This is a genomic window from Streptomyces sp. NPDC057302 (assembly GCF_042667685.1).
Taxonomy (GTDB): domain Bacteria; phylum Actinomycetota; class Actinomycetes; order Streptomycetales; family Streptomycetaceae; genus Streptomyces.
In genome coordinates, this window is sequence record NZ_JBHUZJ010000063.1 from 30,829 (window position 1) to 57,746 (window position 26,918).

Annotated in this window: 22 protein-coding genes; 12 read left to right on the forward strand and 10 right to left on the reverse strand. The window is 73.0% G+C overall.

Translation table 11 applies throughout. The annotated features are described in order from the left end of the window. The first annotated feature begins 11 nt into the window (after positions 1-11). A complete protein-coding gene (locus ACFUPX_RS32530) occupies positions 12-1,139 on the forward strand; it encodes an aromatic ring-hydroxylating dioxygenase subunit alpha (protein WP_383330859.1) in 1,128 nt (375 codons plus the stop codon). A gap of 16 nt (positions 1,140-1,155) precedes the next feature. Here ACFUPX_RS32530 and ACFUPX_RS32535 read toward each other — a convergent pair whose 3' ends face one another. The 4 genes from ACFUPX_RS32535 to ACFUPX_RS32550 form a co-directional block, all read right to left on the reverse strand. Continuing rightward, on the reverse strand, positions 1,156-5,904 hold the full coding sequence (locus ACFUPX_RS32535) for a hypothetical protein (protein ID WP_383330862.1): 4,749 nt from the start codon (positions 5,902-5,904) through the stop codon (positions 1,156-1,158). 93 nt (positions 5,905-5,997) lie between these two features. Beyond that, on the reverse strand, positions 5,998-6,891 hold the full coding sequence (locus tag ACFUPX_RS32540) for a hypothetical protein (RefSeq protein ID WP_383330865.1): 894 nt from the start codon (positions 6,889-6,891) through the stop codon (positions 5,998-6,000). A gap of 76 nt (positions 6,892-6,967) precedes the next feature. Continuing rightward, positions 6,968-8,494 (reverse strand): hypothetical protein, encoded by a 1,527-nt coding sequence (locus ACFUPX_RS32545; RefSeq protein WP_383330867.1) that lies wholly within the window; start codon positions 8,492-8,494, stop codon positions 6,968-6,970. A gap of 80 nt (positions 8,495-8,574) precedes the next feature. Then, positions 8,575-9,279, reverse strand: coding sequence for a GntR family transcriptional regulator (locus tag ACFUPX_RS32550; RefSeq protein WP_383330916.1), 705 nt, complete (start codon positions 9,277-9,279; stop codon positions 8,575-8,577). Between the two features lie 183 nt (positions 9,280-9,462). Here ACFUPX_RS32550 and ACFUPX_RS32555 point away from each other — a divergent pair, with 183 nt between their 5' ends. The 5 genes from ACFUPX_RS32555 to ACFUPX_RS32575 are packed head-to-tail and all read left to right on the forward strand — an operon-like array spanning position 9,463 to position 13,884. Continuing rightward, entirely contained in the window at positions 9,463-10,764 is a 1,302-nt protein-coding gene (locus tag ACFUPX_RS32555) for an MFS transporter (protein ID WP_383330870.1), read from the forward strand. Continuing rightward, positions 10,761-11,552 carry a putative hydro-lyase gene (locus ACFUPX_RS32560; protein WP_383330873.1) on the forward strand — a complete coding sequence of 264 codons (792 nt, stop codon included), beginning with the start codon at positions 10,761-10,763 and terminating at the stop codon, positions 11,550-11,552. The genes ACFUPX_RS32555 and ACFUPX_RS32560 overlap by 4 nt, the downstream gene beginning before the upstream one ends. Positions 11,553-11,591: 39 nt before the next feature. Next, positions 11,592-12,392, forward strand: a complete 801-nt coding sequence (locus tag ACFUPX_RS32565) for a LamB/YcsF family protein (RefSeq protein ID WP_383330875.1) — start codon at positions 11,592-11,594, stop codon at positions 12,390-12,392. Next, entirely contained in the window at positions 12,389-13,009 is a 621-nt protein-coding gene (locus tag ACFUPX_RS32570; RefSeq protein ID WP_383330878.1) for an allophanate hydrolase subunit 1, read from the forward strand. The genes ACFUPX_RS32565 and ACFUPX_RS32570 overlap by 4 nt, the downstream gene beginning before the upstream one ends. Then, complete coding sequence (locus tag ACFUPX_RS32575) at positions 13,006-13,884, forward strand: biotin-dependent carboxyltransferase family protein (RefSeq protein ID WP_383330881.1); 879 nt, start codon at positions 13,006-13,008, stop codon at positions 13,882-13,884. The genes ACFUPX_RS32570 and ACFUPX_RS32575 overlap by 4 nt, the downstream gene beginning before the upstream one ends. 67 nt (positions 13,885-13,951) lie before the next feature. Here the strand turns inward: ACFUPX_RS32575 and ACFUPX_RS32580 are convergent, their stop codons facing one another. The 5 genes from ACFUPX_RS32580 to ACFUPX_RS32600 form a co-directional block, all read right to left on the reverse strand. Beyond that, positions 13,952-14,794 carry an SGNH/GDSL hydrolase family protein gene (locus ACFUPX_RS32580; RefSeq protein WP_383330884.1) on the reverse strand — a complete coding sequence of 281 codons (843 nt, stop codon included), beginning with the start codon at positions 14,792-14,794 and terminating at the stop codon, positions 13,952-13,954. Further along, on the reverse strand, positions 14,791-16,101 hold the full coding sequence (locus ACFUPX_RS32585) for a glycosyltransferase (RefSeq protein WP_383330887.1): 1,311 nt from the start codon (positions 16,099-16,101) through the stop codon (positions 14,791-14,793). Before ACFUPX_RS32585 ends, ACFUPX_RS32580 begins: the two co-directional genes overlap by 4 nt. Continuing rightward, positions 16,098-17,228, reverse strand: coding sequence for a glycosyltransferase family 4 protein (locus tag ACFUPX_RS32590; RefSeq protein WP_383330890.1), 1,131 nt, complete (start codon positions 17,226-17,228; stop codon positions 16,098-16,100). The genes ACFUPX_RS32585 and ACFUPX_RS32590 overlap by 4 nt, the downstream gene beginning before the upstream one ends. Before the next feature lie 142 nt (positions 17,229-17,370). Next, on the reverse strand, positions 17,371-18,789 hold the full coding sequence (locus ACFUPX_RS32595; protein WP_383330893.1) for a HEAT repeat domain-containing protein: 1,419 nt from the start codon (positions 18,787-18,789) through the stop codon (positions 17,371-17,373). Between the two features lie 302 nt (positions 18,790-19,091). After that, positions 19,092-19,484, reverse strand: coding sequence for an ankyrin repeat domain-containing protein (locus ACFUPX_RS32600; RefSeq protein ID WP_383330896.1), 393 nt, complete (start codon positions 19,482-19,484; stop codon positions 19,092-19,094). 298 nt (positions 19,485-19,782) lie between these two features. Between ACFUPX_RS32600 and ACFUPX_RS32605 the strand changes: the two genes are divergently transcribed. Further along, complete coding sequence (locus ACFUPX_RS32605; RefSeq protein WP_249591193.1) at positions 19,783-19,977, forward strand: hypothetical protein; 195 nt, start codon at positions 19,783-19,785, stop codon at positions 19,975-19,977. Between the two features lie 56 nt (positions 19,978-20,033). Continuing rightward, the gene (locus ACFUPX_RS32610; protein ID WP_383330899.1) at positions 20,034-21,695 is read left to right on the forward strand and encodes an ATP-binding protein; all 1,662 of its coding nucleotides are present in this window, start codon (positions 20,034-20,036) and stop codon (positions 21,693-21,695) included. Positions 21,696-21,758: 63 nt separating this feature from the next. Here the strand turns inward: ACFUPX_RS32610 and ACFUPX_RS32615 are convergent, their stop codons facing one another. Next, entirely contained in the window at positions 21,759-23,258 is a 1,500-nt protein-coding gene (locus ACFUPX_RS32615; protein WP_383330902.1) for a PLP-dependent aminotransferase family protein, read from the reverse strand. A gap of 137 nt (positions 23,259-23,395) precedes the next feature. Here ACFUPX_RS32615 and ACFUPX_RS32620 point away from each other — a divergent pair, with 137 nt between their 5' ends. The 4 genes from ACFUPX_RS32620 to ACFUPX_RS32635 all read left to right on the forward strand — a co-directional run bounded on the left by ACFUPX_RS32620 (position 23,396) and on the right by ACFUPX_RS32635 (position 26,863). Continuing rightward, positions 23,396-24,067 (forward strand): YitT family protein, encoded by a 672-nt coding sequence (locus tag ACFUPX_RS32620; protein ID WP_383330919.1) that lies wholly within the window; start codon positions 23,396-23,398, stop codon positions 24,065-24,067. Next, positions 24,064-24,831: a glycerophosphodiester phosphodiesterase gene (locus ACFUPX_RS32625; protein WP_383330905.1), complete on the forward strand. Its 768-nt coding sequence runs from the start codon at positions 24,064-24,066 to the stop codon at positions 24,829-24,831. Before ACFUPX_RS32620 ends, ACFUPX_RS32625 begins: the two co-directional genes overlap by 4 nt. A 48-nt stretch (positions 24,832-24,879) precedes the next feature. Beyond that, positions 24,880-26,232 (forward strand): MFS transporter, encoded by a 1,353-nt coding sequence (locus ACFUPX_RS32630; RefSeq protein ID WP_383330908.1) that lies wholly within the window; start codon positions 24,880-24,882, stop codon positions 26,230-26,232. A gap of 256 nt (positions 26,233-26,488) precedes the next feature. Further along, the gene (locus tag ACFUPX_RS32635; RefSeq protein WP_249591189.1) at positions 26,489-26,863 is read left to right on the forward strand and encodes an RNA polymerase-binding protein RbpA; all 375 of its coding nucleotides are present in this window, start codon (positions 26,489-26,491) and stop codon (positions 26,861-26,863) included. The last annotated feature ends 55 nt before the right edge of the window (positions 26,864-26,918 follow it).

Below are 26,918 nucleotides of genomic sequence, written 5' to 3' on the forward strand. Positions count from 1 at the left end.
AGTACGCCACCGTGACGACGACCCCCGAGGCCCCGTCCACCGCCAGCCTGAAGACCACGCTGCCGGGCCACTTCTACACCGACCCGGAGATCTTCCGGCAGGAACAGGAGCGCGTCTTCGAATCGCTCTGGTTCTGCGCGGTGCGCGCCGCCGACCTCGACAAACCCGGCGCCTTCCGCACCGTCCAGGTCGGCCGCGAGAGCGTACTGGTCACCCGCTCGCGCTCCGGGCAGCTGCGCGCGTTCCTCAACATCTGCCGGCACCGCGGCGCGCGGCTGTGCACCCAGGAGTCGGGCGAGGTGCGCCGCGCACTCCAATGCCCGTACCACGCATGGACGTACGACCTGGACGGCAAACTGATCGCCGCGCCGAACCTGGTGAAGATGCCCGACGTCGACCGCACCGCGTACGGCCTGGTCGGCGTCGCGCTGCGGGAGTGGCTCGGCTACGCCTGGGTGTGCCTGGCCGACGAACCGCCCTCCTTCGAGGAGAGCGTCATCGGCGCGGCCGTGGAGCGCCTGGGCGACTCGGCGTCCATCGAGCGCTACGGAACCGAAGGGCTCGCGCTCGGCAAGCGCGTCACCTACGACGTGCGCGCCAACTGGAAGCTGATCGTCGAGAACTTCATGGAGTGCTACCACTGCGCGACCATCCACCCCGAACTGACCGATGTGCTGCCGGAGTTCGCCGACGGGTTCGCCGCCCAGTACTACGTGGGGCACGGCGCCTCGTTCGGTGAGGAGGTCAGCGGCTTCACCGTCGACGGCAGCGCGGGCTTCGAGCGCCTGCCCTCGGTCGCCGACGACCAGGACCGCCGCTACTACGCGATCACGATCAAGCCGACCGTCTTCATCAACCTCGTCCCCGACCACGTGATCCTGCACCGGATGTTCCCGCTCGCCGAGGACCGCACGGTCGTCGAGTGCGACTGGCTGTACGCACCCGAGGTCGTCGCGTCCGGCGTCGACCTCGCCAAGTCGGTGGAGCTCTTCCACCGGGTCAACGAGCAGGACTTCGAGGCCTGCGAGCGCACCCAGCCCGCGATGGCGTCACGCGCCTACCGCGCGGGCGGGGTGCTGGTGCCGACCGAGCACCACATCGGGCTGTTCCACGAGTGGCTGACCGGCCGGTTGGGCTAGGGCCTGCGGCCGGGGCCTAGGAGGTGGACGCGGCGGGGCGCTTGTACATGCGCGTCGCGGTGATCTCCCCGTGCACCGTCTCCTCGGCCGGGTCCTGGTGCGGCAGGCCCGGCCGCAGGTGCTCCTCGACGCTGATGTACTTCAGCCCCGCACGCAGGTCCGCGTCATTGCGCAGGCGGATGACCAGCGGGAACTCCGCGAGCGCGGTCGTGTCGAACAGGCCGGTGGTGTAGAGCAGCTGCACGCCGAGGGCGTCCGAAACGGCGCGCTGGAGCTCCAGGAGATACGTGGCGTTGGCGCGGCCGATGGGGTTGTCCAGGAAGAGCGTGCCGGCGTGCCGGTGCTTGTCGCGGCCCCGGTCGTTGCTGCGAAGGGCGGCCATCGTGCAGTAGAGGGCGATGGCCGCGGTGAGCAGCTGGCCTCCGGAGAAGACGTCTCCCATCTGGCCGACCGGCACCCGCTCGGCGCGCAGCACGGCGTCCGGCTTGAGGATCTCGACGGCGATGCCGCGCGGCTCCAGGGCGGCCTGGACTCCGCGCAGCAGCAGGGTCATTCCGTCCCGCCGCATGTCGGAGTTCTTCTTGACGGCGGCCCGCGTGGCCTCGTCGATGACCTCGCCGAGGCGCTCGGTGAGCGTCGCCTGGTCCGGCTCGTCGAAGCGGACGCGCAGGAACTCCTGGCCCGACCACTCCCCCAGCCCCTCGGGCAGCTGCGACAGGCGCTGGGCCGACCGGAGCGTGGCGAGCGAGGACTCCACGAGCCCGCGCAGGCGGTCCACGATGCTGTCGCGGTTGCGCTCCAGCTGCTCCAGCTCGTCGGTGAGCACGCGCAGGCGGGGCGCGAAGGCGTCGGCCCACTTCTTGGCGTGCTCCGGAAGGGCGGACGCGGGCAGTTCGCGGATCTGCTGGCGGGCGGGGGTGCGTACCTGCTCGTAGCGGGTGGAGTTCGCGTGGCGTACGAGGATGTCGCTGGCCTCGCGGACGGCGGCCTCGGCGGCGGAGAGGTCGGCGGCGCAGCCGCGCAGGGAGCGCCGGGCCTCGGATGCCGACTGGCGGGCCTCTTCGAGGGTGCCGGGGTAGGGCTCGGGCTCTTCGGTGCCTTCCTCCTCGTGGTGCTGCTCACGCAGGAGGTCCCGCAGGAGGGCCGCCGTCTCGTCGAAGCCGCCCGTGGCGTCCTCGGCGGCGCGGTGGGCGTGCAGGAGGGTGGCGTGCGCGTCCTTGGCCTGGCTCAAGGCGTCCGTGTGGGTGGCCAGTTCGGTGGTCGCGGTGCGCAGCAGGGTCTGTGCCTGCTCGGCGTCGGCGGGGACGAGGTCTTCGGGGAGCTCGGTGTGCGCGTCGCCGTCCTGCGGGGCGAGCCGCTCGGCCTCGCCCCGGAGCCGACCCAGCTGCTCGCTGGCAGTGGAGGCGCGGGTCTCGATGAGCTGGACCTGGGCCTCCGCGCGGGCGGACGCGGCCTGGCGGGAGGGGCCGTCGGAGCCGTCCGTGCCCTCCAGGAGCAGCGCGGCGCGGGTGCGGACCTTGTTGCTGAGCCGGTCGAGATCGGCGAGGGCGGCGCTCTCGTCGCTCTCGGCGCGGGCCTGTTCGGCGCGCAGGTCGGCGCCGACGCCGACCTTCTCGTAGAGCTGGGACGCGGCGCGGTAGGCCTCGCGGAGGGCGGGCAGCGAGGTCTTGGGGGCGCCGGCCTCTTCGGGCAGGTCCTCGGGGGCTCCGGCGATCTCGGCGCGCTCGGCGCGCAGGGCGCGGGCGGTGCGGCGGGCGTCGTCGGCGGCCCGCTGGGCGGCGCGGCGGTCCTCGTCGGCGGCGCGGGCGCGGTCCAGGCAGGTCTGGGCGCGGGCTTCGGACTCGACGGCGTCGTCGGCGAGTTCGCGCAGCTTGGTCTGCCAGCCCGCGCGCTCGCGCAGGCGGAAGGCGAGTCCCGCGAGGGCGTCGGCGACGCGCCGCGCGCGCTGGGCGGCTTCCTGCCGCTCGTCACGCGCGCGTGCCGTTTCGGCCGCGGCCTCGTCGGCCTCGGCACGGACGGTGCGGGCCTCGGCGAGCTCGGCCTCGGCTTCTTCGGCGAAGGCGCGCGCGGTGCGTGCGGCGACGGCGAGCTCGTCGATGCGCCCGGCCGGGCAGCCGCCGCGCCAGGAGGCGAGCCGCGCGGCGAGTTCGCGGTCCTTGGTGAGGCGGACGGCGAGCGCCCGGATCTCCTCGTCACGGCCCGCCGCCCGCGCGCGCAGCGCCGTGCGCTCCTCGTCGGCTGCGTGCTCGTCGTGCATGGCGGGGTTCGGCGGTACGAGGAAGACGTCCTCGCCTTGTGCCTCTTCGGCGGGGGTCGGCGCGAGGAGGGCGGCCGCGGTGCCGACGGCGACCGCCGAGCGGGGCAGCAGGGCGGCGCCTGCGAGCGCTTCGCGGGCCCGTGCGTGGGTGGCGGGGTCGGTGATGACGACGCCGTCGACCAGCTCGGGCCGGGCGGCGAGCACGCGCGCGTGGTCGGTGGGGTCGACGGCCTGTGCGAGGTAGCGCCAGCCGGGCAGGGCGGGGATGCCGTGCTCGCCGAGGAACTCGACGGTGGCCAGGACGTCGGGTCCCGGCGGGAGAAGCCCGCCGTCGCCCAGGGCGCCCAGGATCCGGGAGTCGTCGGCGGCGGCGGTGCGCAGTTCGAAGAGTTGCCGCTCTGCGGAGGCGACCCCGTCTTCGAGGAGCGTGCGGAGGTCGTCGGCGCTGCGGTCCAACTCCGTGAGGGAGAGGGGGCCTTCGGTCAGGGAGCGGGGGGCGGTGGATGCTGCTGTGGATGTTGCTGTGGCTGTTGCCGTGGCCGTGGTGACACGGGCGAGGGCGGTCGTGGCGGTGCCGTCGGTGGCGGCCGCGTCCTCCCGGTCGCCGCTCTCGCCCGTCCCCGTCACCCCCTGGCGGGGCTGCGGCACGCCCAGGGAGCTCGCCCCCGGGAGGCCGAGCAGCTCGGCGAGGCGCTCGTCTCCGGCGATCGACTCCGCGGCACGGCGCTCCGCGTCGTACGCGTGCTCGGCGGCTTCCGCCGCGTCCGACGCGCGGGCCGCGGTGAGTTCGGCGCGGGCCTCGGAGGCGGCCGCCTCCTTGGCGTGCTCGGCGGCGCGCAGGGAGGTCTCACGGGCGGTGTCCCAGGCGGTCACCGTGCTCTTCTCGGCATCGCTCGCGGCCAGCGCCGCGCGCGCGGGGTCGGCGTCCGGCGCCGTGTCGTCCAGCCAGCCCGCACGGACCGCCTCCGCGGTCTCCTGCTCGACCTCGGCGAGGCGCTGGCGCAGGTGCCCGGCCTCGCTGCGGGCGCGCTGCGCCTCGGTCGCCGCGACGGTCGCGTCGCGGTGGGCGGCCTCGCCGGTCTCCTGGAGCGCGGCCGAGCGCTCCTCCTCCTCGTTCGCGAGCGACTCCGCGCCTTCGGCCGCCGTGTGCAGGACGCGGACGAGATCGCCCGCCGCCTTGGAGCGTGCGGCGAGCGCGGGCGCCGCGTCCCGCTCGGCCTCCAGGATCGCGGAGGCCACCCGCGCGGAGCGGTCGGCGGCGGCGCGATGGCGCAGGACGGCTTCGGCCGCCTGCCAGGACGAGTGCAGCTGGCGTGCGTCGGCGAGCTCGCGGCGCTGCGCGGCGGCGGCCTTCTCGGCGACGGTGAGCGCCAGGGAGGCGTGCCGGAAGGCGAGTTCCGCGGAGATCAACGCGGACCTGCCGCGTGCCTCCTCCGCCGTGGTGACGGTGTGCGCGGCGGCGGTGACACGCTCGGCGAGCTCGCCCGCGCGGCCCCGCTCGGTGACGCCCCGGGCGGAGAGACGGCGGGCCAGCGTCCGGGTGCGCCGCTCGGCGCCCGCGTGCACGTCACGCGCGCGTGAACGGGTGCCGGCGGCGTCCACGATGCGGCCGAGCAGGTCGACGGAGCCCGCGGTGAACTCCCGCTCGGCGATGAGCTCGGAGCGGCGGCCGAGCTTGTTGCCGAAGCCGTGCACGAGGTCGGCGAGGCCGTCCGTGTCCCGCGTGTCCGTGACGGCGCGCAGCAGCAGATCGGTGAAGTCGGAGTCCTTCTTGACCGCGAAGAGGCCCGCGGCCTCGCCCTCGTCGGCGTTCATCTCCCGCTGGTAGCGGAAGAGCTCCGGGTCGAGGCCGAGGTCGCCGAGGTGCTCGATCCAGCGGTCGTGGATCTCCTCCCAGTGCACTTCGAGGTGGGGGTACGCCTTGCCCGCCTCGGTCAGCGCGTCCCGGAACCCCTTCATGGTGCGCCGACGTCCCTGCGCGCCCGACACGCCCTCGACGGACGGCCGTACGGCGGTGGACTCGGCCACCGGCAGCGAGTCCAGGCTCATCCCCGGTCCCGGCCGGAAGGAGTACCAGGCCTCGGCGAACTTCCGCGGGTCGTTGGAGACCTGCCGCCCGCGCCATTCGCTGACCTTGCCGACGACGACGCACTCGCCGGTCAGGGTGTGCTGCCACTCCAGGGCGACGTGCCCGCAGTCGTCGGCGAGCAGGAACTTGCGCAGGACTCCGGAGCTCGCGCCGCCCAGCGTGTTCCGGTGGCCCGGCAGCATCACCGAGAAGATCAGCTTGAGCAGGACGGACTTGCCGCCGCCGTTCTCCAGGAAGAGCACGCCGGCGGGCGCCGGGCGGCGCGGCGGCCCTGACGGCTCCTCCGCGAAGAACTCCGCCTGGGCGGGCGCGGGGTCGGGCACCTCCGCGCCGACGCCACGCAGGTCAAGCACGGTGTCGGCGTAGCGCGCACCGGCAGGGCCGATGGAGTAGAGGCGGACCCGGGACAGCTCGTACATGGCGGCGGACTCTCGTCGTAAGTCGTGCGGAACAGCAGGATTTTTGGGACTGCGGGGTGGGGCGAGACGTGAACGCGGGGTGGGCGGGTGCCCTCAGGAGTGGAAAGGCAGGCCCGCGTCGGCTGCCAGCTCCAGATCGTCGGTCTCGTCGGGGGGCAACAGGGTCGCGGACCCGTCCGTGACGGGCACGATGCCGAGCTCGATGAGCTCGGCCATGGCGGCGCCGCCCGCCATGTCGCGTACTTGCAGTTGGTAGCGGGCCGTGGTGCGGTACGTGCCCCCGGAGTCGTCGCCCGTGCGCTGCAGGAACCCGGAGTCGGTGAGGAACGCGACGGCCTTGCCGATGATCCCGGTGGTCGACCCGGCGAGGCGGCGGGCGTCCTTGGTGGCGCCCGTCGAGCTGCGCCGTGCCCAGATCCGCCAGGCGGCCTCGAGGCCGGGGGTGTCGGTCTGCGGGTCGGTGTTCTCGCCCTGCTCCTCGGCGCGCTCCTCCAGGCGGTGGCAGGCCTGGCGCACGAACGCGTCCACTCCGTTGACCGTGACCCGTCCGATGTATCCGTCGTCGGCGAGGTCCTCGGGGCGCGGGAACGCCAGGGCGGCGACGGCGAGATGGGCGAGGCCGTGCAGGAAGCGGTCGGTGGAGTCGGCTGCGGTCCTGCGCGCGTAGTCGCCCATGCGGACGGCGAACACCGAGTCCTCGGCGGCCGTCACGGCCATCCCCGCGCGGGGGGACACCTCCAGGACGACGAGCCCGAGTCCGGCGGCGACGGCGTCGGCGAGCCGCGCGAACGGCGGGTCCTCGCGGTACCGGCGCAGCAGCTCCGCGTACTCCTGGTCGCGGGCGGGCTGGAGCTTGGGCTGGAGCCCGAAGGCGACCAGGCGCGCGGCGTCGGCGGCGTCGGCCGGGGTGATGGCGGCGGTCGCGGCGGGCGCCGCCGGTGTCTCCGGCTCGCCCCACGCGGTGTGCTCTGCGGGGTGCTCGGTCACGGCTTGTGCTCCTTGCGGCGGTCGTGCTGAAGAGTCCTGGGACGGTCCGGGGTGCTCACGAGCGTGTCAGGAGTGCTCACGCGGCCTCCGTCCGGCCGGCCGCCATGCCCGCGGCGTCGAGCAGCGCCGTGCCCACGATGAGGTCGGCGCCGCCGAACTCCGGGTCGTCGAGTTCGGTTCCGTCGTCCACGGCGAACAGGAGCTTCTCCTCGCCCTGGCGGTAGGCGGTGCCGACCGGCGGGCTCGCCGCGTGGACGGCGAGCAGGGCGACCAGATACGGCAGTTCGGTGTCGCGGGCGCGGGCGTCGGCGAGCAGCCCGGAGAGGCGCCGGGGCGCGTCGTGCGGCAGGTCGAGCAGCTCCATGGCGCCGGCGAGCTGCGCCTCGCTGAAGCGGCTGTCGTCGGGCGTGGCGATGAGGTCGGGCTCGGGCATCTCCACGCCGAGGTGCTCCCGCTCCTGGGGCGGCGTGAGCAGTATGTCGACGAGGTCACCGACGCGCACGGAGACGGGTGTGCGCAGTCCCGTGCCGCGTGCGAAGAACGCGTTCGTCACGCGGCTCGCCTGCTCGACCGGGAGCGGCAGGAGCGGCGCGACGAGCTGGCCGTACAGATCGAGCCCGGTCTGTGAGGTGGGCGCGGCGAAGGCCTGGCGGTCCTGCTCGGCGCGGAACAGCGGCCCCGCGTCGAGCAGCCGGGACTGGAGCTGGGTGTGGCGGCGGATGCAGTCCTTGACGATGTCGACGAGCTCGGCGGCGCGGCGCTTCTGCTCGGGGTCCTCGGATTCGTCGCGTGCCTTGCGGATGTTCGTCAGGATCGCGTTCTCGTGGCGGTAGCGGTCGGCCACGTGGTCGAGGGCCTCCGCGATCATGTCGGGGACGGCCTGGAGCCAGTCCACCGCGCGTACGTTGCGCCGGGTGGCGTCCAGGGCTCTGCGGAGTGTTTCGGAGTACTGCACCGTCCGATACCGCGCCTGCTCGGCGGCGAGCTGGGCGTCGGCGAGACGGCCGCGGCTGATGAGCACCTCCAGCTTGACCTCGGCGGCGATCTGGGCGCTGGTGACGTCGGTGTCGAGGGCGCCCACGAGGACGTTGACCGCCTCGTCCGTCGTACGGAGATAGACGCTCCCGCCGTACCCGGGGACCTCTTCGATCAGCTTGAAGTCGTAGTCCCTGCGCACATAGGTGCCGTCGGGCGCGAAGGTGCCGTACACGGCGCGGAAACCGCGGTCGACGCTGCCGACGTTGATCAGGTTCTCCAGGACCCAGCGGGCGACGCGTTCGTGCTCGGCCACGGGGCGCCTGGGCGCCTGGGCTCCGACGCGCGGGAGCAGCCTGGCCACTATCTGCTCATGGTCCGCGCCGGTGTCGAAGTCCATGTTCAGGGTGACGAGGTCGATAGCGGAGAGGGCCACTTCCGCCATCGCGTACACCGAGTACTCGCCCGCGAGGTTGGCCTTGCGCACGTCCAGGTCGTGCAGCGGCGCCGTGCAGGCGAGCGCGCGGAGCCGCCGCGCCAGGCCCTCGTCGGCGGCCGGGCCCAGAGCGGGCCTCGGCCCCGCGCTGAGCTGGGGCGGAGCGGTGTCCGAAACGGCAGGCGAAGTCACGGTGCACAGACTAGATCCTCGGTCTGACAACGGTCGAAACGGCGCAGATCTGACAGCGCCGGCCGAGGCCCGTCCGGGGCTCAGGAGCCCGCCCGCTCGCCCTCCGCCACGCGCTGGCCGTAGGCCTCGACGAGGCCGCGCCGCGAGTCGTCCAGGTAGACCGCGAGCAGCTGTTCGGCTTCCGCGGCGTCACCCTCCTGGAGGGTCTGCAGGATCTGCCGGTTGCGTACGAGGTACGGCTCGTGCAGCCGGCGCGGGTCGTCCACCACGTGGAAGGCCAGGCGCAGTTCGGCGAAGACGCTGCGCATCACCTCGTCGGTGCGGGCGCTTCCGGCGAGGGCGACCAGCTCCCGGTGGAAGTGGATGTTGGCCGTGGAGACGCCCTTCCACTTCCGCTCGCGCGCGGCCTTCGTGCCCTCCGCGACGGCGCTCGCGAGTCCGTCGAGCGCGAAGGGCGGATCGCCGAGTCCGCGGACGACCGCACATTCGACGAGCCGCCGCGTGCGGTAAATGTCTTCCACGTCCTCAATCGTGAGAACTCGGACAAATACCCCACGGTTGAGCTGGTGGACCAGCAGCCGTTCGTGCGTGAGGAGGCGGAAGGCCTCGCGCAGCGTGTTGCGCGAGACGCCGAGTGCGCCCCCGATGCTGTCTTCGGACAGCCGGGCACCCGGCGGGAAGAAACCCTCCGCGATGCGGCTCCGGAGGATGTCCGACACCCGCTCGGCGGTGCTGGTGCGCCCCAGGAGCGCACGGTCGTCGGCCAGTCCGCGCGCGTCAGCCATTCCCTCAGCCATGCCCGGATTCAATCGCAGATGCAAGAACGAGACAACATGGGTATTGAGGGATCGTTCAACGATCCTCTACCTTGTCGGGCACGGCACAGTCCCCGCCCGTGCCGCACGCCCTGCCCGCTCCGTACGCCCTGCCCGCTCCGCACCCTCCGTCCCCCCTCTTGCGAGGTGCCCATGAGCACACCCCCTCCGCCCCAGACCCTTTCGACCGACACGCCTCCCGTGAACGGCGAAACCCCCGACGACAACGGCGCGTTGGGCTGGCTGCGCGCCCTGGGCCCGCGAGGCCGCCGCGCCTTCGCCGGCGCTTTCGGCGGCTACGCCCTCGACTCCTACGACTACTTCACGCTGCCGCTGAGCATGGTCGCGATCGCCGCGTACTACGGCCTGGACAGCGGCCAGACCGGCCTGCTCACCACGGTCACGCTGGTCGTCTCCGCCATCGGCGGCGCGATCGCGGGGGTGGTCGCGGACCGGATCGGCCGGGTCAAGGCACTGATGATCACGGTCGTCACGTACGCCGTCTTCACCGTCGCCTGCGGCTTCGCGCCCAACTACGAGACGCTGCTGGTCTTCCGCGCCCTCCAGGGACTCGGCTTCGGCGGCGAGTGGGCGGTCGGCGCGATCCTGGTCGCCGAGTACGCCACCGCCAAGAACCGCGGCCGCACGCTCGGCGCGATCCAGAGCGCCTGGGCGGCCGGCTGGGCACTCGCGGTGATCGTCTACACCCTGGTGTTCCAGTTCCTCGACGAGGACATCGCCTGGCGCGTGATGTTCTGGACCGGCGCACTGCCCGCCCTGCTCGTCGTCTACGTACGACGCAACGTGCACGACGCCCCTGAGGCGGCCGAGGAGCGCAAGAAGAGCGCGAACAAGGGATCGTTCACCGCGATCTTCAAGCCCGGACTCCTGCGCGTCACGCTCTTCGCGGTCCTGCTGTCCACCGGCGTACAGGGCGGCTACTACACGCTCGCCACCTGGGTGCCCACCTATCTCAAGACCGAACGCGGGCTCACGGTGGTCGGCACCGGCGGGTACCTCACGTTCCTGATCTCCGGGGCCTTCATCGGCTATCTGGCGGGCGGCTATCTCACCGACATCCTCGGCCGCAAACGGAACATCGCGCTCTTCGCGTTCCTCTCCGCGGCCAGCATCCTGGCGTACACGAACATCCCGGACGGGGCCAACGGCCTTCTCCTTGTGCTCGGTTTCCCGCTCGGCTTCTGTATGTCGGCCATTTTCAGCGGCTTCGGGTCGTTCCTCAGCGAGCTCTATCCGGCGGCCGTGCGCGGCACCGGCCAGGGCTTCACGTACAACACCGGTCGCGCGGTGGGCGCCGTCTTCCCCACGATGGTCGGCTTCCTCGCCGACAGCTGGGGCGTGGGCGGTGCGCTGATCTTCGGCGCGATCGGCTACGCGCTCGCCGTACTCGCCCTCTTCGGACTGCCCGAGACGCGCGGCAAGGAGCTGGTGTGAGCCCCGCGGCCACGGCGTCGCGCAGCCCCGAGGAGGCCCGCGCGCTCTTCCGTTCGGGCATGAGCGGGCCGACAGCGGGCTGGGCCGCAGGCCACACCCAGGCCAATCTGATCGCCGTGCCCGCCGACTGGGCGTACGACATGCTCCTGTTCTGTCAGCGCAACCCGAAGCCCTGCCCGGTGCTCGACGTCACGGACGCGGGCTCCTGGACCACGCCCCTGGCGCCCGGCGCCGATCTGCGGACGGACCTGCCGCGCTACCGGGTCTGGGAGGACGGCGAGTTGACCGACGAGCCCACGGATGTGGTCGACCGGTGGCGGGACGACCTGGTGTCCTTCCTCATCGGCTGCAGCTTCACCTTCGAGTGGGCGCTGACGGAGTCCGGCGTTCCGATGCGCCACGTCGAGCAGGGACGCAACGTCTCCATGTACGTGACCGCGCGCCCCTGCCGTCCGGCGGGACGGCTGCACGGCCCCATGGTGGTGTCGATGCGCCACGTGCCGCCCGAGCACCTCTCCACGGCGCTCAGGGAGACCTCCCTGATGCCCGCGGTGCACGGCGGTCCGGTGCACTGCGGCGACCCGGCGGGGCTCGGCATCGACGATCTGACCCGGCCCGACTTCGGTGACGCGGTGGCCGCCGAGCCCGGTGACATCCCCGTGTTCTGGGCGTGCGGCGTGACGCCGCAGGCCGCGGTGATGGCCTCGCGGCCGCCGTTCGCGATCACGCACGCGCCGGGCCAGATGTTCCTCACCGATGCCCGTGACGAGCAGTACCGGGTGGCCTGAGCAGGCCCCCGGACGGACGGAAACAGGAGAACCACCCGCATGACCGATGCCGAGATGGATGCCGTGACCGACGCCGTGACCGATGCGGTGATCGATCTCAACGCCGACCTCGGTGAGGGCTTCGGCCGCTGGCGCCTGACCGAGGACGAGGAGCTGCTCTCCGTCGTGACCAGCGCCAATGTGGCCTGCGGCTTCCACGCGGGCGACGCGGCCACCATGCGCCGCGTGTGCGAGCAGGCCGCCGCGCGCGGCGTGCGGATCGGCGCCCAGGTCTCCTACCGCGATCTGGCGGGCTTCGGGCGCCGCTCCATGGACGTGCCCGCCGACGAGCTGGCGGCCGAAGTGGCGTACCAGATAGGCGCCCTGGAGGTCTTCGCGCGGGCGGCCGGCTCTCGCGTGTCGTACGTGAAGCCGCACGGCGCGCTCTACAACCGCGTCGTCCACGACGAGGACCAAGCGCGCGCGGTCGTCGAAGGGGTCCTCCTCGCGGATGACACGCTGCCCGTCCTCGGGCTGCCCGGATCGCGCTTCCTGGAGGTGGCCGGGAAGGCCGGACTTCCCGTCGTCACCGAGGCGTTCGCGGACCGTGCGTACACCCCGGAGGGGACGCTCGTGCCGCGCGGCAGGGACGGAGCCGTCATCACGGACGCCGACGCCGTCGTCGAACGCTCCGTGGGCATGGCCCGCTCCGGGACCGTCACCGCCCAGGACGGCCGGCGGATCGACGTCCGCGCGCGCTCGCTGTGCCTGCACGGCGACACCCCGGGAGCGGTGGCCCTCGCCCGGCAGGTCAGGGCACGCCTCGCGGCTTCGGGCGTCCGGGTGGAGGCCTTCGCGTGAGGGTGCTCCCGGTCGGCGACCTGGCGCTGCTGGTCGAACTCGCCGACGGCGACGAGGCGCAGGCCCTCCACGCCGAGCTGCTGCGCCGCAGGGCCGCGGGCCTGCTCCACGTACGGGAGATCGTGCCCGCGGCCCGCACGGTGCTCCTGGACGGCCTTGACGACCCGGGCCGTGTCGGCGCCGAGCTCGCCGCCCTGGAGATCCCGCCGCTGTCGGCGCGTGCGCAGGACATACGAGAGATCCCCGTCCGCTACGACGGGCCCGACCTGGCGGATGTGGCGGCGCACTGGGGTGTGCCGGTGACGGAGGTGGCGCGGATCCACTCGGCGGCCGAGTTCCGGGTCGCCTTCTGCGGGTTCGCGCCCGGCTTCGGCTATCTCACCGGGCTGCCGCAGCGCTACGAAGTGCCCCGCCGGGCCACCCCCCGCACGAGCGTCCCGCCCGGCAGCGTCGCCCTCGCGGGGCCGTACACGGGGATGTATCCGCGCTCCTCGCCCGGCGGCTGGCAGCTGATCGGCACGACGGACGCCGTTCTGTGGGACCATGCGCGCGTGCCCGCCGCGCTGCTCACTCCCGGCGTGCGGGTGCGCTTCGTCCCCGTCTCGGAGGAACGATGACCGACCGGGCCTTCGCCGTCGTCCGGGCCGGGGCGCTGACCACCGTGCAGGACCAGGGCCGCCCCGGGCACGCCCACCTCGGGGTGCCGCGCTCCGGAGCCCTCGATCCGGCCGCGGCGGGCCTCGCCAACCGCCTCGTCGGCAACCCGCCCGAGGCCGCCGTCCTGGAGACCACCCTCAACGGCTGCTCCGTGCGCCCCCGTTGCGCGGTGACGGTGGCCGTCGTGGGTGCGCCCTGCCCGGTGACGGTCGACGGCCGCCCGGCGGCATGGGGCGCACCCGTGCGGGTACCGGCCGGTGCGCTGCTCGACGTAGGAACGGCCGTCTCCGGAGTACGTTGCTACGTCGCGTTCGGCGGTGGAGTGGCCGTCGACCCGGTGCTCGCGAGCCGCTCCACCGATCTGCTCTCGGGGCTCGGCCCCCCGCCCCTCGCGGACGGAACCGTGATCCCTCTGGGCACCACGGGAAACGCCTCCGCGCTCCACGCGCGCGTGGACGCCGTCCCGCACGCGGCGCCACCGCACGAACTGGTCCTGAGGGTGACACCAGGACCCCGCGCCGACTGGTTCACCGCATCGGCCCTGCGCACGTTCACCACGCGCGCGTACCGGGTGTCTTCGGCGAGCAACCGCATCGGGCTGCGCACCGAAGGGCCCTCCCTGGAGCGGTCGTTCACCGGTGAGCTCCCCAGCGAGGGCATGGTCCTGGGCGCCGTCCAGGTGCCGCCGGACGGCCGGCCCGTGGTCTTCCTCGCCGACCACCCGACGACCGGGGGCTATCCGGTGATCGCGGTGGTCAGGGAGGCGGATCTGGCCGGGGCGGCGCAGGCTGTGCCGGGCACGCCGGTCCGATTCGTCCCGGCGGGACGGCGCTGAGGCCTCCTGGGGCCCGCAGGGGCTTTCCTGAGCGTTCCGAGGCTCCTACGGGCTCGCCGCCCTCCCTCTACGCCGCGTCCGGCTGCTCGGCCGCGGTGAGCGCGGCGAGGGCCGCCGTCACCGCGTGGGTGGCGCTCAGGTCGAGCCGGGCGCTGCTGCCCCGCACCTGATGACGTACCTCGTCGGCGGCGAGGGTGAGCAGCTGGGGCAGCAGATCGGTGCACCGGCGCGCCACCCAGCCGGTCCCCGCGGTGGCCAGCCACAGCAGGCTCGCCGACCGGGTGGGCGAGGGCAGTTGGGGCTCGCAGGAGGGAGCATCGCCCGCCGCGAAGCCCCGCGCCGCGAGCAGCGCGTGAAATCGGGCGGCGACGAGTCGGTGGCCCCGCTCGCCCGGATGCAGCCGGTCCGCGCTCCACAGGGTGCGGTCGGCGATCCACTCGTCCTCCGCGAGGTGCAGGTGGACGGCTCCGTAGCGCTCGGACAGCGCGTGTACGACCGCGTTGACCGCCCGTTGGCGCCGGGCCAGGGGGTGGGCCAGCACGCCCGGGAGGCCGAGCATGGCCCCCGGGTCGGGGAGGCAGGCGGTGACGAGCTGGGCGCCTTGCCTCGCGCAGGCGCCGTAGGTCTCGTCCAGTCGCGTGGCCACGGCGCCGATGTCGAACGTGCAGCGCAGGGTGTCGTTGACGCCGACGATCACGGAGACCAGGTCGGGCCGCAGCTCCAGCGCCTCGGGCAGTTGCCGGTTCAGCACGTCATCGGTCTGGGCCCCGCTGACGGCGAGGTTGCGGAACGCGACGTCCCCGCAGGACGGGGCGAGCAGCGCGGCCCAGCCTCGCCAGCCCTCCTCCACCGGATCCCCTATGCCCTCGGTGAGGGAGTCGCCCATGGCCACGAAACGCAGCGGCCTCATGAAGCGCGCCCCGTGCCGTGCGCCTCGTCAGATACCCCTCCGCCTGGCGCATCGGTACCCCGCGCCAGGGTGGTGCCCATCGGTCCCGCCCCGTGGAACGCCTGCCCACAACCACCGGGCCCGGAAGCATCATGCGCCCCCAAGAAGGCCGTGACCGCCGCTCCCCACCCAAAGCACTCCGCACGCGCGCGTGCCGCCTCCCTGCGGATCCGCTCGGGTCGGGTGAGGAGGGTCTGGACGGCGGTCGCGAACGCGTCGCCGCTGCCCGTCGCCGCCGCTCCCGCCCCGCCCACGATCTCCGGCAGCGCCGACGACGCGCTGGCCACCACCGGTGTTCCGCACGCCAGCGCCTCCAGGGCCGCGAGCCCGAACGTCTCGCAGGGCCCCGGCGCCAGGCAGACGTCGGCCGTGGCCTGCAGCGCCCCCAGGGCCGTGCGGTCCGCCACGTGTCCCAGGAACGTCACCGGCAACCGCCGCTCGCGTGCCCGTAGTTCGAGGCGGGCACGCAGCGGCCCGTCCCCCGCCACCACGAGCACCGCAGGCACGCCCCGGCCTCGGAGTGCTTCCAGGGCGTCCAGCGCCATGCCCGGCCGCTTCTCCACCGACAGCCGGGAGCAGAGCAACAGGAGCACCTCGCCTACGCGCGCGTGGCGCTCGCGCACGCGTGGGTCACGCAGCTCCGGCCGGCAGCCCACGAGGTCGACGCCCAGTGGCGCACGGACGACATTGCGCGCCCCGATGCGGACGAACTCCCGCTCGGCCCACTCCGTGGTGCACACCACCCGCGCGTACGCGTGCGCCGTCCGGGAGTTGAGAGCGTCGGCCGCACGCTGGGCGGCCTCCTGGGGCAGGCCCCAGGACCTCAGGACGCCGTCCGCCGTCTCGTGGGAGACCATCACGGCAGGGATCCTGCGGTGCCGGGCCCACGCTCCGGTCCAGCGCAGCGTCGTGCGGTCGGAGACCTCGATGCGGTCGGGGGCGAGGCGTTCGAGGAGCCGGGCCACCCTGCGGCGATCCGCGAGGACGCGATAGCCGCCGGTACCGGGCAGCAGTGTGCCCGGCAGTGTCATGACGCGCCCCTGGCCGGTGTCGAGGACCCCCGCCCGCTCTCCCGGCACGATCAGCACGGGCTCGTGCCCGGCCGCGCGGTAGCCGCGCCCCAACTCCCGCAGCGCGGTGCGCAGTCCGCCCGAGGTGGGGGCCACGAAGTTGGCGAGCCGCACGATCCGCAGGGACTCGGGGGGCCGCTCTACGGAGCGTGCCGCCGCCGCGCGGTAGGCCGCTTCCCTGTACAGGGCCGCCCTCATGCCGCCACCGCCGTCCGCGCGGCGAGCACCTGGGCGTAGTGGCCGACGAGTTGCTCGCCCACCGCCTCCCAGGTCCGCCCCTCGACGGCCGCGCGCCCGGCCGCCCCGTAGGCCCTGCGAAGCCCCGGATCGGCGGCGAGCGCCCAGACCGCGTCACGCACCGCGAGGGCGTCCTGCGGGGGCACCAGGGCCCCTGTGCGGCCCGGCACGACGAGGTCGAGGGGGCCGCCCGCCGCCGGCGCCACCACGGGCACACCGCTGGCCATGGCCTCCTGCACGGTCTGGCAGAACGTCTCGTAGGGCCCGGTGTGCACGAAGAGGTCCAACGAGGCGAAGATCCGGGCGAGTTCGCCCCCGGTCCTGCGGCCCAGCATGACCGCGCCGGGCAGCGCCGCCCGCACGGCAGCCTCGCTGGGCCCGTCGCCGACGACGACCAGGCGTACGCCTTCCAGGGAGCACACCCCGGCAAGGAGCTCGACCTGCTTCTCGGGGGCAAGGCGCCCCACGTAGCCGACGATCAGCTCACCGTCGGGAGCGAGTTCACGGCGCACGTCGGCGTCCCGAAGGCCGGGCCCGAACCGTGCCGTGTCCACGCCCCGCGGCCACAGCCGTACGCGCGGCACCCCGTGCGTCACGAGGTCGCGCAGGGCGGCCGACGAGGGGGCGAGGGTGAGGTCGGCCGCGGCGTGGACGGCACGGATGCGCCGCCAGGCGGTGGACTCCCCCATCCCCATGTACGTACGGGCGTATCCGCCCAGATCCGTCTGGTAGACGGCGACGGCGGGAATGCCCAGGCGCGCGGCGGCCGCCATGCCGCGCGCGCCGAGGACGAAGGGGCTGGCCAGGTGGACGAGGTCGGCCCGGTGCGCGCTCAGCGCCGCCGACAGGCGCCGACTGGGCAGCGCCACCCTGACCTGCGGATATCCGGGCAGCGGCAGGGAGGGGACGCGGATGACGGGGCAGGGCGCACCGGCGTCGGCTGCGGCGTCCGCCCCGGCCGCGGGTGCCGGGGCGATGACCAGGGGGTCGTGACCGCGTGCGGCGAGCTGCCGGGCGGTCTGCAGGGCGCAGTGCGCCACGCCGTTGACGTCGGGAGGGAAGGATTCGGTGACGATGACGACACGCATACCCGTGTTGTCGTCGCGCGGGGCGTGGTCACGTCAACGTGGATCTTTCCTGCCGAGGAACGTCCCGTGAGCGTTCCGCTCCGGCACGGTCCGCACGCGCCCCGCCCCGGGGCGCGCCCGTCCAGGACATCGGCTGCCCCGTCTACACCTCGGCCGCGTCGGGGCCGATCCTGCTCCGTACCGCGGTCTGTACCTCGTCCTCCTCGGCGGGGTCCGCGGCGAGCCTTCTGAGCTGGGTGACCACGCGGGCGTCACCCGTCTCGGCGTGCCGTGCGGCGACCTCGCGGGTGGACTCCTCGCAGTCCCACAGGCATTCGACGGCGAATCCGGCGGCGAAGGAGGGATCGGTGGCGGCGAGGGCGCGGGCGGCGCGGCCTCGCAGATGGGAGGAGGCGGTCTCGCGGTAGACGTGGCGAAGGACGGGGGCCGCGCAGGCGATGCCGAGCCGTCCGGCGCCGTCGACGAGTGTCCAGAGGGTCGGCGCGTCCGGGCCTTCGCCCCTGACCGCTTCCCGGAGGGCGGCGAGGACCAGCTTGCTGTCCTGGGCGCCTCCCCTGCAGGCCAGCACCCGTCCGGCGGCGGCGCCGAGCTCGTCGGGCCGCAGGGCCCAGCGGCGGGCCCGCTGCACGGCGGCGACGCTGCGCATCCGTTCGAAGGACTCGGCCGCGGCGTCCACGACGGCCCGTGACGGGCTCTGGACCGCGTACTCGATCAGGTCGAACACATCGGGATCATGGGCGTCCGCCAGGTAGCGCAGGGCCGTGCCGCGCGCCCCGTCCGAGCCGGTGCGGGCGGCTTCGAGGATCTCGGCGCGGTCCTCGGGGCCCGCGACGGCGCTCAGGCAGCGGGCGGCGGGCACATGCAGGACGGCGCCGCGTTCGAGCCCTTCCTGCGCCCAGTCGAAGACGGCCTGGACGCTCCAGCCGGGGCGTGGCCCCGAGGGTCGCATCTGGCGCTGCCAGCGGTCGAAGGAGCCCTGCTCACGGGCGGCGCGCACGCGGGCGCCGACGCCCTGCCTCGGGTCCTCCTCCCACAGCCGCCAGGGCCGGGGTTCGTAGGCGTCGCGGACGACGGCGGCCAGCTCGGCCTCACCCTCCGCGTCCGAGGGGAATCTGGCGAGCACGGGCACGGCAAGGGCGCGCAGGCCCGCGTCGTCGTCCCGCAGCGCCAGTTCGTCCAGGGCCCAGGCCCAGTTGGCGCCGAACGCCGCGTACCTTCGCAGCAGTTCGAGGGCGTCGTGCCTGCCGTACGAGGCGAGGTGCCCCAGGACCGCGAGCGCGAGGCCGGTGCGTGACTCGTCCGCGTTCAGGACGTCCTCGGAGTCGAAGAGGTGCCGCTCGATCTCCTCGATCCCGCCGCGGAGATCGAGGTAGAGCCGGGCGTAGTAGAGGGAGCGGTTCTCCACCTGCCAGTCGTGGCGTGGGTCGTGGAGCACGCAGGTCTCGAGGGCGGCGAGCGCCTCGGAGCGGGGTGCGGTGAGTGCGTGCAGGGTGCCGTCACCGCGGCCCCGCTGCAGCAGGCCGAGCAGCGTACCGCTGGGCGCTATGACCGGATCGAACATGGGAAACAGCCTCACATCAAGCGTCGACGCAACCGGGAATCGTGCATTACCTGGCCGTGCGCCAACACGTCGGGCCGCCCGCCGTCTCTTGCTTGCTGTAGACCATGTTCCTCTGCCTCTCGTCGGTGGCCCGTAGGGATCCCGGACGGGAGGTCCGGGGGCGGGCCGCTCACGGTCCGCGCGGTGCGGCAACTCCTGCCCCGCCGTCGCGTCCGTGAATCACGTCGTCATGATGGCCCAGCGGTTCAACCCGCCGCGACCACATTTCCAGCGCCCCCGTTGTTGCTGGTCAGCTACCCCGCTCAGGCCGCCCCGAACAGCTCCAGGAGCTCCGTCTTGGCGAACATCCGGGCGGTGTCCACCGCCGACGGCGTGCCCGCGGCCGGATCCGCGCCTCCGTCGAGCAGCGCCCGGATCACCGCGGCCTCGCCCTTGAAGACGGCGCCGGCGAGCGGAGTCTGCCCCCGGTCGTTGGCACGGTTGGCGTCCGCGCCCCGCTCCAGGAGGGCCCCGACCGCGTCCGCGTGCCCGTGGTAGGCGGCGAGCATCACCAGGGAATCGCCGCTGTCGTTCGTGAGGTTGGCCGGAACGCCTGCGTCCACGTACGCGACGAGGGCCGCGGTGCCGCCCTGGCGCGCCAGATCGAAGATCTTGGTCGCCAGCTCCACGACTTCCGGGTCGGGGGCTTCGCTCATGGACCGGACCGCCTTTCGACTGCGGGGTGACTCAGAGGGGGCGTACGGCGCCGAGTGCGGCCGTACGAGTGAATCGACAGGGTACTGCCCGTCCGGGTACATGACGGAGCGCGCCCGCGGCAAAGATCACCAAGCATCCCGGACGCCGTCCGGAGCCGCGCCCGGGCAGCGCGTCACCCCTCCGCCATTCGAGGGAAATTCGCGAGAATTCCCCCATTTGCACCTTTTATCGTATGGATACATGCTGTGAACCTGGAACAACTCATGGTGACTGTCCCCACCAACCAGGAGAACCCTCATGATCCTGTCCATCTCCGGCGTCGTGCTGCTCGGCATCATCGTCTTCCTGTTCTTCCGCAAGGACGGCCTCAAGGCGTCCCACGCGCTGGTCTGCGCGCTCTTCGGCTTCTTCATGGCGGGCACCGCCATCGCCCCGAGCATCAAGGCCGGCAGCGCGAGCCTGGCGAGCCTCCTCGGCGGGATCAAGTTCTGACGTCCCCTGCTCCCCGCCCCCTGTAGCGACCTCGTTCGCACCATCTGGAGACTGACGTGGCCCGGCGCCCCCTCCCCCGCATCCTGAGCAACGGCACCGCCTCGATCGCCCGGAGCCGGGAGTTCGCACGGTCGGCCGCCGACAACGCCACCGACGTCCTTCACCCGCTGATCACGATCTCTCGTGGACTGCGCCGGCTGGCAGCGGCCGGGCGGCGCAAGTGGGCCGACACCCCCAAGGACCGGCGCGGACCGCTCCTGTTCCTGGTGGCATCCGTCGTCCTGGTCGTGGCCCTCATTCCGTACGGTCCGCTGCTCGCCGCCATCTGCCTGATGGCGGCCGCCGCGTGGACCGGCAGGGAACGCACGGCTCCGGCGCCCACCGGACCCGACGACGCACAGACCCAGCGGCTGCAGTCCCTCTACGAAGCGCTCGTGCCGTACTTCTCCGTCCCGGAGGACCCGGCGCCGCTCTTCGCGCACGGCGGCGAGTGGGACAAGGCACTCACGTCGTACGAGTTCGACGACAACGGCCGCGTCTCCCACCTGGTGGTGCGCTACCCCGCGTACTTCACCGACGGCGAGCCCGACGCGCGCGCACGGATCGAGCAGCTCCTGCACGCGAAGTCGGGCCGCGGCCGGGAGTACCACTTCGAGTGGGACGAGGAGGGCAACCAGCTCACGGTGAACGTGCTGCCCCCACTGCCCACCGACATCGCCGCCCAGCGGTTCGTCACGTCCCCCGGCGAGACCGTCCTCGGCTTCACCGACCCCACCGGTGTCCAGCGCACCCTGCCCGTGACCGACGGCGACGAGCAGCGCGACGTTCCCCCCGTCGTCTGGCGCACCGGCCCCCGCTCCACCGAGCCGCACCTCCTGGTGGTCGGCGAGCCCGGCAGCGGCACCACGACCCTGCTGCGCTCCATCGCCCTGCAGGCCCTGCTGCACGGCGACGTCCTGATCGTCGAGGGCAGCGGCATCGGCGACTACGCCTGCCTGACCGGGCGGGAAGGCGTCCTGGCCATCGAGTGCGGGCTGGCCGGAGCCCTGGCGAGCCTGGAGTGGGCCGCGCACGAGACGGAGCGGCGCCTGATCTCCGCCAACCGCGCCCGGCAGGCGGGCCACCCCGCCCCCGACGACACCAAGCGCCCCCTGTGGATCCTCCTGGACCGCCCCAGCGTGCTCGGCCACCTGGCGGCCGCCGACGGACGCAAGGACCCGCAGTCGCTGCTCCAGGTGCCGCTGCGGCACGGCAGGGCGGCCAACGTCACGGTCGTCGTGGCCGATCAGTTCGACAGCCTGGACGCGCTGAGTGATCCGGTGCGCCAGCACACACGCGCGCGCGTGGTGCTCGGCCCCACGACGTTCGACCAGGTCGAGGACATCCTGGGAGTGCCGCCGCACACGACGCCGACGTCCGACGTCCCGCCCGGCCGCGGCTACGCCAGGCTCGGCACGGGTCAGGTGCACCGGCTCCAGGTGCCCGCGACACCCGATCCGTACGACGACGCGACGAGCGAGGCGCACCGGCACGCGGTGACGGAGCTGCTGCCCGCACGAAGCGCTCCGGCGGACGCGGACACCAGCACGGGTACCGGTGCCGGTACCGGTACGGAAAACAGCACCGGAACCGACGCCGAGGCCGACACCGAGGCGACGGAACCCGTAGCGGCCCCACGCCCCGAAGCCACACCGGAGCCCGTGCCCGCCGAGAGCTGACACCTCCGGAGCCGACGTCCCAAGAGCTGACGCTTCGAGGACCGCCGCTCCGAGCGCCGACGCTCAGGCCACGAACGCCCGCGGCGCCTCCACGCCCCCGCCCGCCCCCCTCTGCACCAGGCGCGCGGCCGCCGCGAGGCGCACCGCCGCCTCGTCCGCCACCGCGCCCGACACGGTGAACGGCAGCCGCACATACCCCTCGAAGGCTCCGTCCACCCCGAAGCGCGGCCCTGACGGGACCCTGACCCCCACCCGCTCGCCCACCTCGGCGAGGCGGGAGCCGGAGAGGCCTCCGGCGCGTGCCCACAGGGTGAGGCCGCCCTTCGGCACCGCGAACTCCCAGTCGGGCAGCTCGCGGCGGACGGCGGCGACCAGGGCGTCGCGGTTCTCGCGGGCCTGGGCCCTGCGCACCTGCACGGCCGACTCCCAGCCGCCGGTGCTCAGGAGCCAGTTCACGGCCAGCTGTTCGAGGACGGGGGTGCCCATGTCGGCGTACGCACGTGCCGAGACCAGGCTCCGGATGACGTCGGGAGCGGCCCGCACCCAGCCGATGCGCATGCCCGCCCAGAAGGCCTTGCTCGCCGAGCCGACGGTGATGACGGTCGAGCCCGCCGGGTCGAAGCCGCAGACGGGACGCGGCATCGTCACGTCGTCGTCGAGCTGAAGTTCGATCATGGTCTCGTCGACGACGAGGACCGTTCCCGCGGAGCGCGCGGCGTCGACCAGCTTGCGCCGCTGGTCCTCGTCGGCGAGCGCTCCCGTGGGGTTGTGGAAGTCCGCGACCACATAGGCGAGGCGGGGCGCCGCGTCGCGCAGGACCGGGCGCCAGCGGTCCATGTCCCACCCTTCGAGCCCCTCGGACATGGCGACGGGGACCAGGCGGGCGCCCGTCTCGCGCATGAGCTGGAGGATGTTGGCGTACGACGGGGACTCGACGGCGATGCGTTCACCGCGCGGCGCGAACAGATGACAGATCGCGTCGATGGCGCCCATCGCCCCGGTCGTGACCATGATCTGCTCGGGCATCGTCGGGATGCCGCGCGCGGTGTAGCGCTCGGCGAGCATCTGGCGCAGCGCGGGCAGACCGGCCGGGAAGTCGCCGTGCGTGTGCGCGTACGGAGGGAGTTCCTCCAGGGCGCCCTGGACGGCGCGGGTGAGCCAGGGCTCGGGCGCGGGCAGTGCCGCGCAGCCCAGGTCGATCATGGAGCCGAGCGCCTCGGGCGGAAGGGGTTCGAGGCCGCGCGCGGGCAGCGGGTTGCCCGCCGGGACGGCGGTCCAGCTGCCGGCTCCCCTGCGGGACTCCAGGAAGCCCTCGGTACGCAGCGCTTCGTACGCGGCGGCCACCGTGGTGCGGCTGACCGCGAGGGAGAGGGCCAGCTCACGCTCGGCGGGCAGGCGCGCGGCGACCGGGACACGGCCTTCGAGGACGAGCATGCGGATGCCGTCGGCGAGGGCCCGGTAGGCGGGCGGGCGGCGTGTGCCGGGGCCGGCGGGGCGCGTCTGCTGGGAGGTGAGCAGCCGGCCAAGCTGCGTGGCGCCCACCGCTGAAGTCCACTGAGCCATGATTCCCAGTCCACCTTCCTGGAATTGGCCATGGTTGGCATCCTGATACGAGCCACAGAGTGTCATGTGTCAGGCCACTACCACCAGCAGGGGGGCATCTCTTGTCCACGACGAAGCCACCGAAGCCGCCGAAGCCACTGCCGACCGGCCGGCCACGACCGGTGAAGTCGCACCTCGCGCGTCGACTCGTCCAGCTGTACGTGGGGCTGGCGCTGTACGGCGCGAGCTCCGGGCTCCTGGTGGTGTCCGGTCTCGGCCTCGAACCGTGGAACGTGCTGCACCAGGGCCTGGCCGAGCTGACGGGGCTGTCCATCGGCGTCGTCTCGATCTTCATCGGCGCGGCGGTGCTCCTCCTGTGGATCCCGCTGCGGCAGCGCCCCGGCCTGGGCACGGTGTCGAACGTCTTCGTCGTCGGCCTCGCGATGGACGCCACCCTCGCTCTGATGCCGGACGCGCACGGGCTCGGCGCCCGCATCCCGCTCCTCGTGGCGGGGATCGTCCTGAACGGCGCGGCGACCGGGCTCTACATCGCGGCGAAGTTCGGTCCCGGCCCCCGGGACGGCCTGATGACGGGCCTGCACCAGCGCACAGGGCGTTCGATCCGGCTGATGCGGACGCTGGTCGAGGTGGCGGTGGTCGCCACCGGTTTCGCCTTCGGCGGCACGGTCGGCGTCGGAACGGTCCTGTACGCACTGGCGATCGGCCCGCTGGCCCAGTTCTTCCTGCGCCGCTTCGCCGCCCCCGCTCCATCCGGGGGAGGCGTCGTGGCTGCCGGCGGTCAATCGGAGCAGGCGATACTTCAGCGGTGACCACGCGCGTACGCCACCCCTATCTCGACCATCCCGGCCCGCTGGCCTTCGCCCACCGCGGCGGGGCGGCGGACGGCCTGGAGAACACCGCCGCCGCTTTCCGGCGCGCGGTGGACCTGGGGTACCACTACATCGAGACGGACGTGCACGCCACGTCGGACGGCCGCCTCGTGGCCTTCCACGACGCGACGCTCGACCGGGTGACGGATACGGCAGGGCAGATCGCCGATCTGCCCTGGAGCGCGGTGCGCCACGCGCGCGTGGCGGGCAGTGAGCCGGTGCCCCTCTTCGAAGAGCTCCTGGAGACCTTCCCGAACGTCCGCTGGAACGTGGACGTCAAGGCCGAGCCCGCCCTGCTCCCCCTTCTCGACCTGCTGCGCCGCACCGACGCCTGGGACCGCGTGTGCGTCGGCTCGTTCTCCGAGTCCCGCGTGGACCGGGCCCAGCGTCTGGCGGGCCCGCGCCTTGCCACCTCGTACGGCACGCGGGGTGTGGCGGCCCTGCGGCTGAAGTCGTTCGGCGTCCCGGCCGCCGTGCGCCGCTCCGCGGTGTGCGCACAGGTGCCCGAGACGCACGCGGGGATCCGTGTGGTGGACCGCCGCTTCGTACGCGCGGCCCACGCGCGCGGGCTCCAGGTGCACGTCTGGACGGTCAATGAGGCGGAACGCATGGCCGCGCTCCTCGACCTCGGTGTAGATGGCATCATCTCTGATCACATCGAGACGCTGCGCGAAGTGCTGAAGGACCGGGGAACCTGGGCCTGACCGCCTCCAGGGCGGCAGCGGACCACGGGGACCAGCGAGGGGGCACGGGTGGGCACCGACACCGTGCGGACGGCACCACCGGCCGACGAGAGCGCTTCACGACGGCGGCGCGAGCAGCACGGCTGGTATGTCTACGACTGGGCGTGCTCGGTCTACTCGACGAGCGTCCTGACCGTGTTCCTCGGCCCCTACCTGACGGAGATCGCCAAGTCGGCCGCGGACGGCGACGGATACGTCCACCCGCTGGGCATCCCGATCAGCGCCGGGTCCTTCTTCGCCTACGCGGTGTCGGCTTCGGTGATCGTCTCGGTCCTCGTCATGCCCCTCGCGGGCGCCGCCGCCGACCGCACGGGCCGCAAGAAGCCGCTGCTCGCGGTGGCCGCCTACGTAGGGGCCGCGTCGACGGCCGGCATGTTCTTCCTGGACGGCGACCGCTATCTCCTGGGCGGCCTCCTGCTGATCGTCTCCAACGCCTCGCTCGCCGTCTCGATGGTGGTCTACAACTCCTACCTGCCGCAGATCGCGCCTCCCCAGGAACGCGACGCGGTCTCCTCGCGCGGCTGGGCGTTCGGCTACGCGGCGGGCGCGCTCGTCCTGGTGGCGAATCTGGTCCTGTTCCTGGCCCATGACACCTTCGGCGTCTCGGAGTCGACGGCCGTGCGCATCTGCCTGGCGTCGGCGGGCGTGTGGTGGGGCGCCTTCACGCTCGTACCGCTGCGGCGGCTCCGCGACCGCAAGGTGCCGCCCTCCCGGGCGTCGGCGCGCGGCTGGCGGCAGCTGGCGTCGACCGTGCGCGACATGCGCCGCCATCCGCACACCCTGTCCTTCCTGCTCGCCTATCTGGTCTACAACGACGGCGTGCAGACGGTGATCTCCCAGGCGTCCGTCTACGGCTCCGAAGAGCTCGGCCTCGGCCAGTCCACGCTGATCGTGGCGGTCCTGCTCGTGCAGGTGCTCGCGGTGGCGGGTGCGCTCGCCATGGGGCGCCTCGCACGGACGTACGGCGCCAAGCGCACCATCCTCGGCTCGCTGGTCGCGTGGACGGTGACGATCGGGGCCGGGTTCTTCCTGCCCGCGGGCGCGCCGGTGTGGTTCTTCGTGCTCGCGGCGGGGATCGGTCTGGTGCTCGGGGGTTCGCAGGCGCTCTCGCGGTCCCTGTTCTCGCACCTGGTACCGGCGGGCAAGGAGGCCGAGTACTTCTCCGCGTACGAGATCAGCGACCGCGGCATGGCCTGGCTCGGACCGCTGATCTTCGGCCTGACGTACCAGCTCACGGGAAGCTACCGGGACGCGATCGTCTCGCTGGTGGCCTTCTTCGTGATCGGTTTCGTCCTGCTCGCGCGGGTACCCGTACGGCAAGCGATCCACGACGCGGGAAATCCCGTACCCGACAGGATTTAGCAACTGAAGCCAAAGGGCGGTAGTGTACGCGTTTGGCTTACCAGGCGGACCGTTACTGCGAGCTCAAGACTGAGAAACGCAGGGTGACATCCTCTGTCAGATGTGACATACCGGGCGCTGGTGGGTACAACAAGGGGCGGCATACGACGGCGACGCATGACCCTTAACGGGAATCTTTACCGCCGACCGGACGTTGACCGGATGACGACGACAGCGACACCTGTCCTGTGGGCGACAAGCCCGGGAGGCACGATTCATGAGTGAGCGAGCTCTTCGCGGCACGCGCCTCGTGGTGACCAGCTACGAGACCGACCGCGGCATCGACTTGGCTCCGCGCCAGGCCGTGGAGTACGCATGCCAGAACGGACATCGTTTTGAGATGCCGTTCTCGGTAGAGGCAGAAATTCCGCCGGAGTGGGAGTGCAAGGTCTGCGGGGTCCAGGCACTCCTTGTAGACGGCGACGGACCTGAGGAGAAGAAGGGCAAGCCTGCGCGTACGCACTGGGACATGCTCATGGAGCGCCGCACTCGAGAAGAACTCGAGGAGGTCCTGGAGGAGCGCCTCGCGGTTCTCCGTTCAGGTGCCATGAACATCGCGGTGCATCCGCGGGACTCCCGCAAGTCCGCCTGACGGCGAACTGAAGAACACCGCACCACACACGAAGGCCGGGGCCACTGCTGAGCAG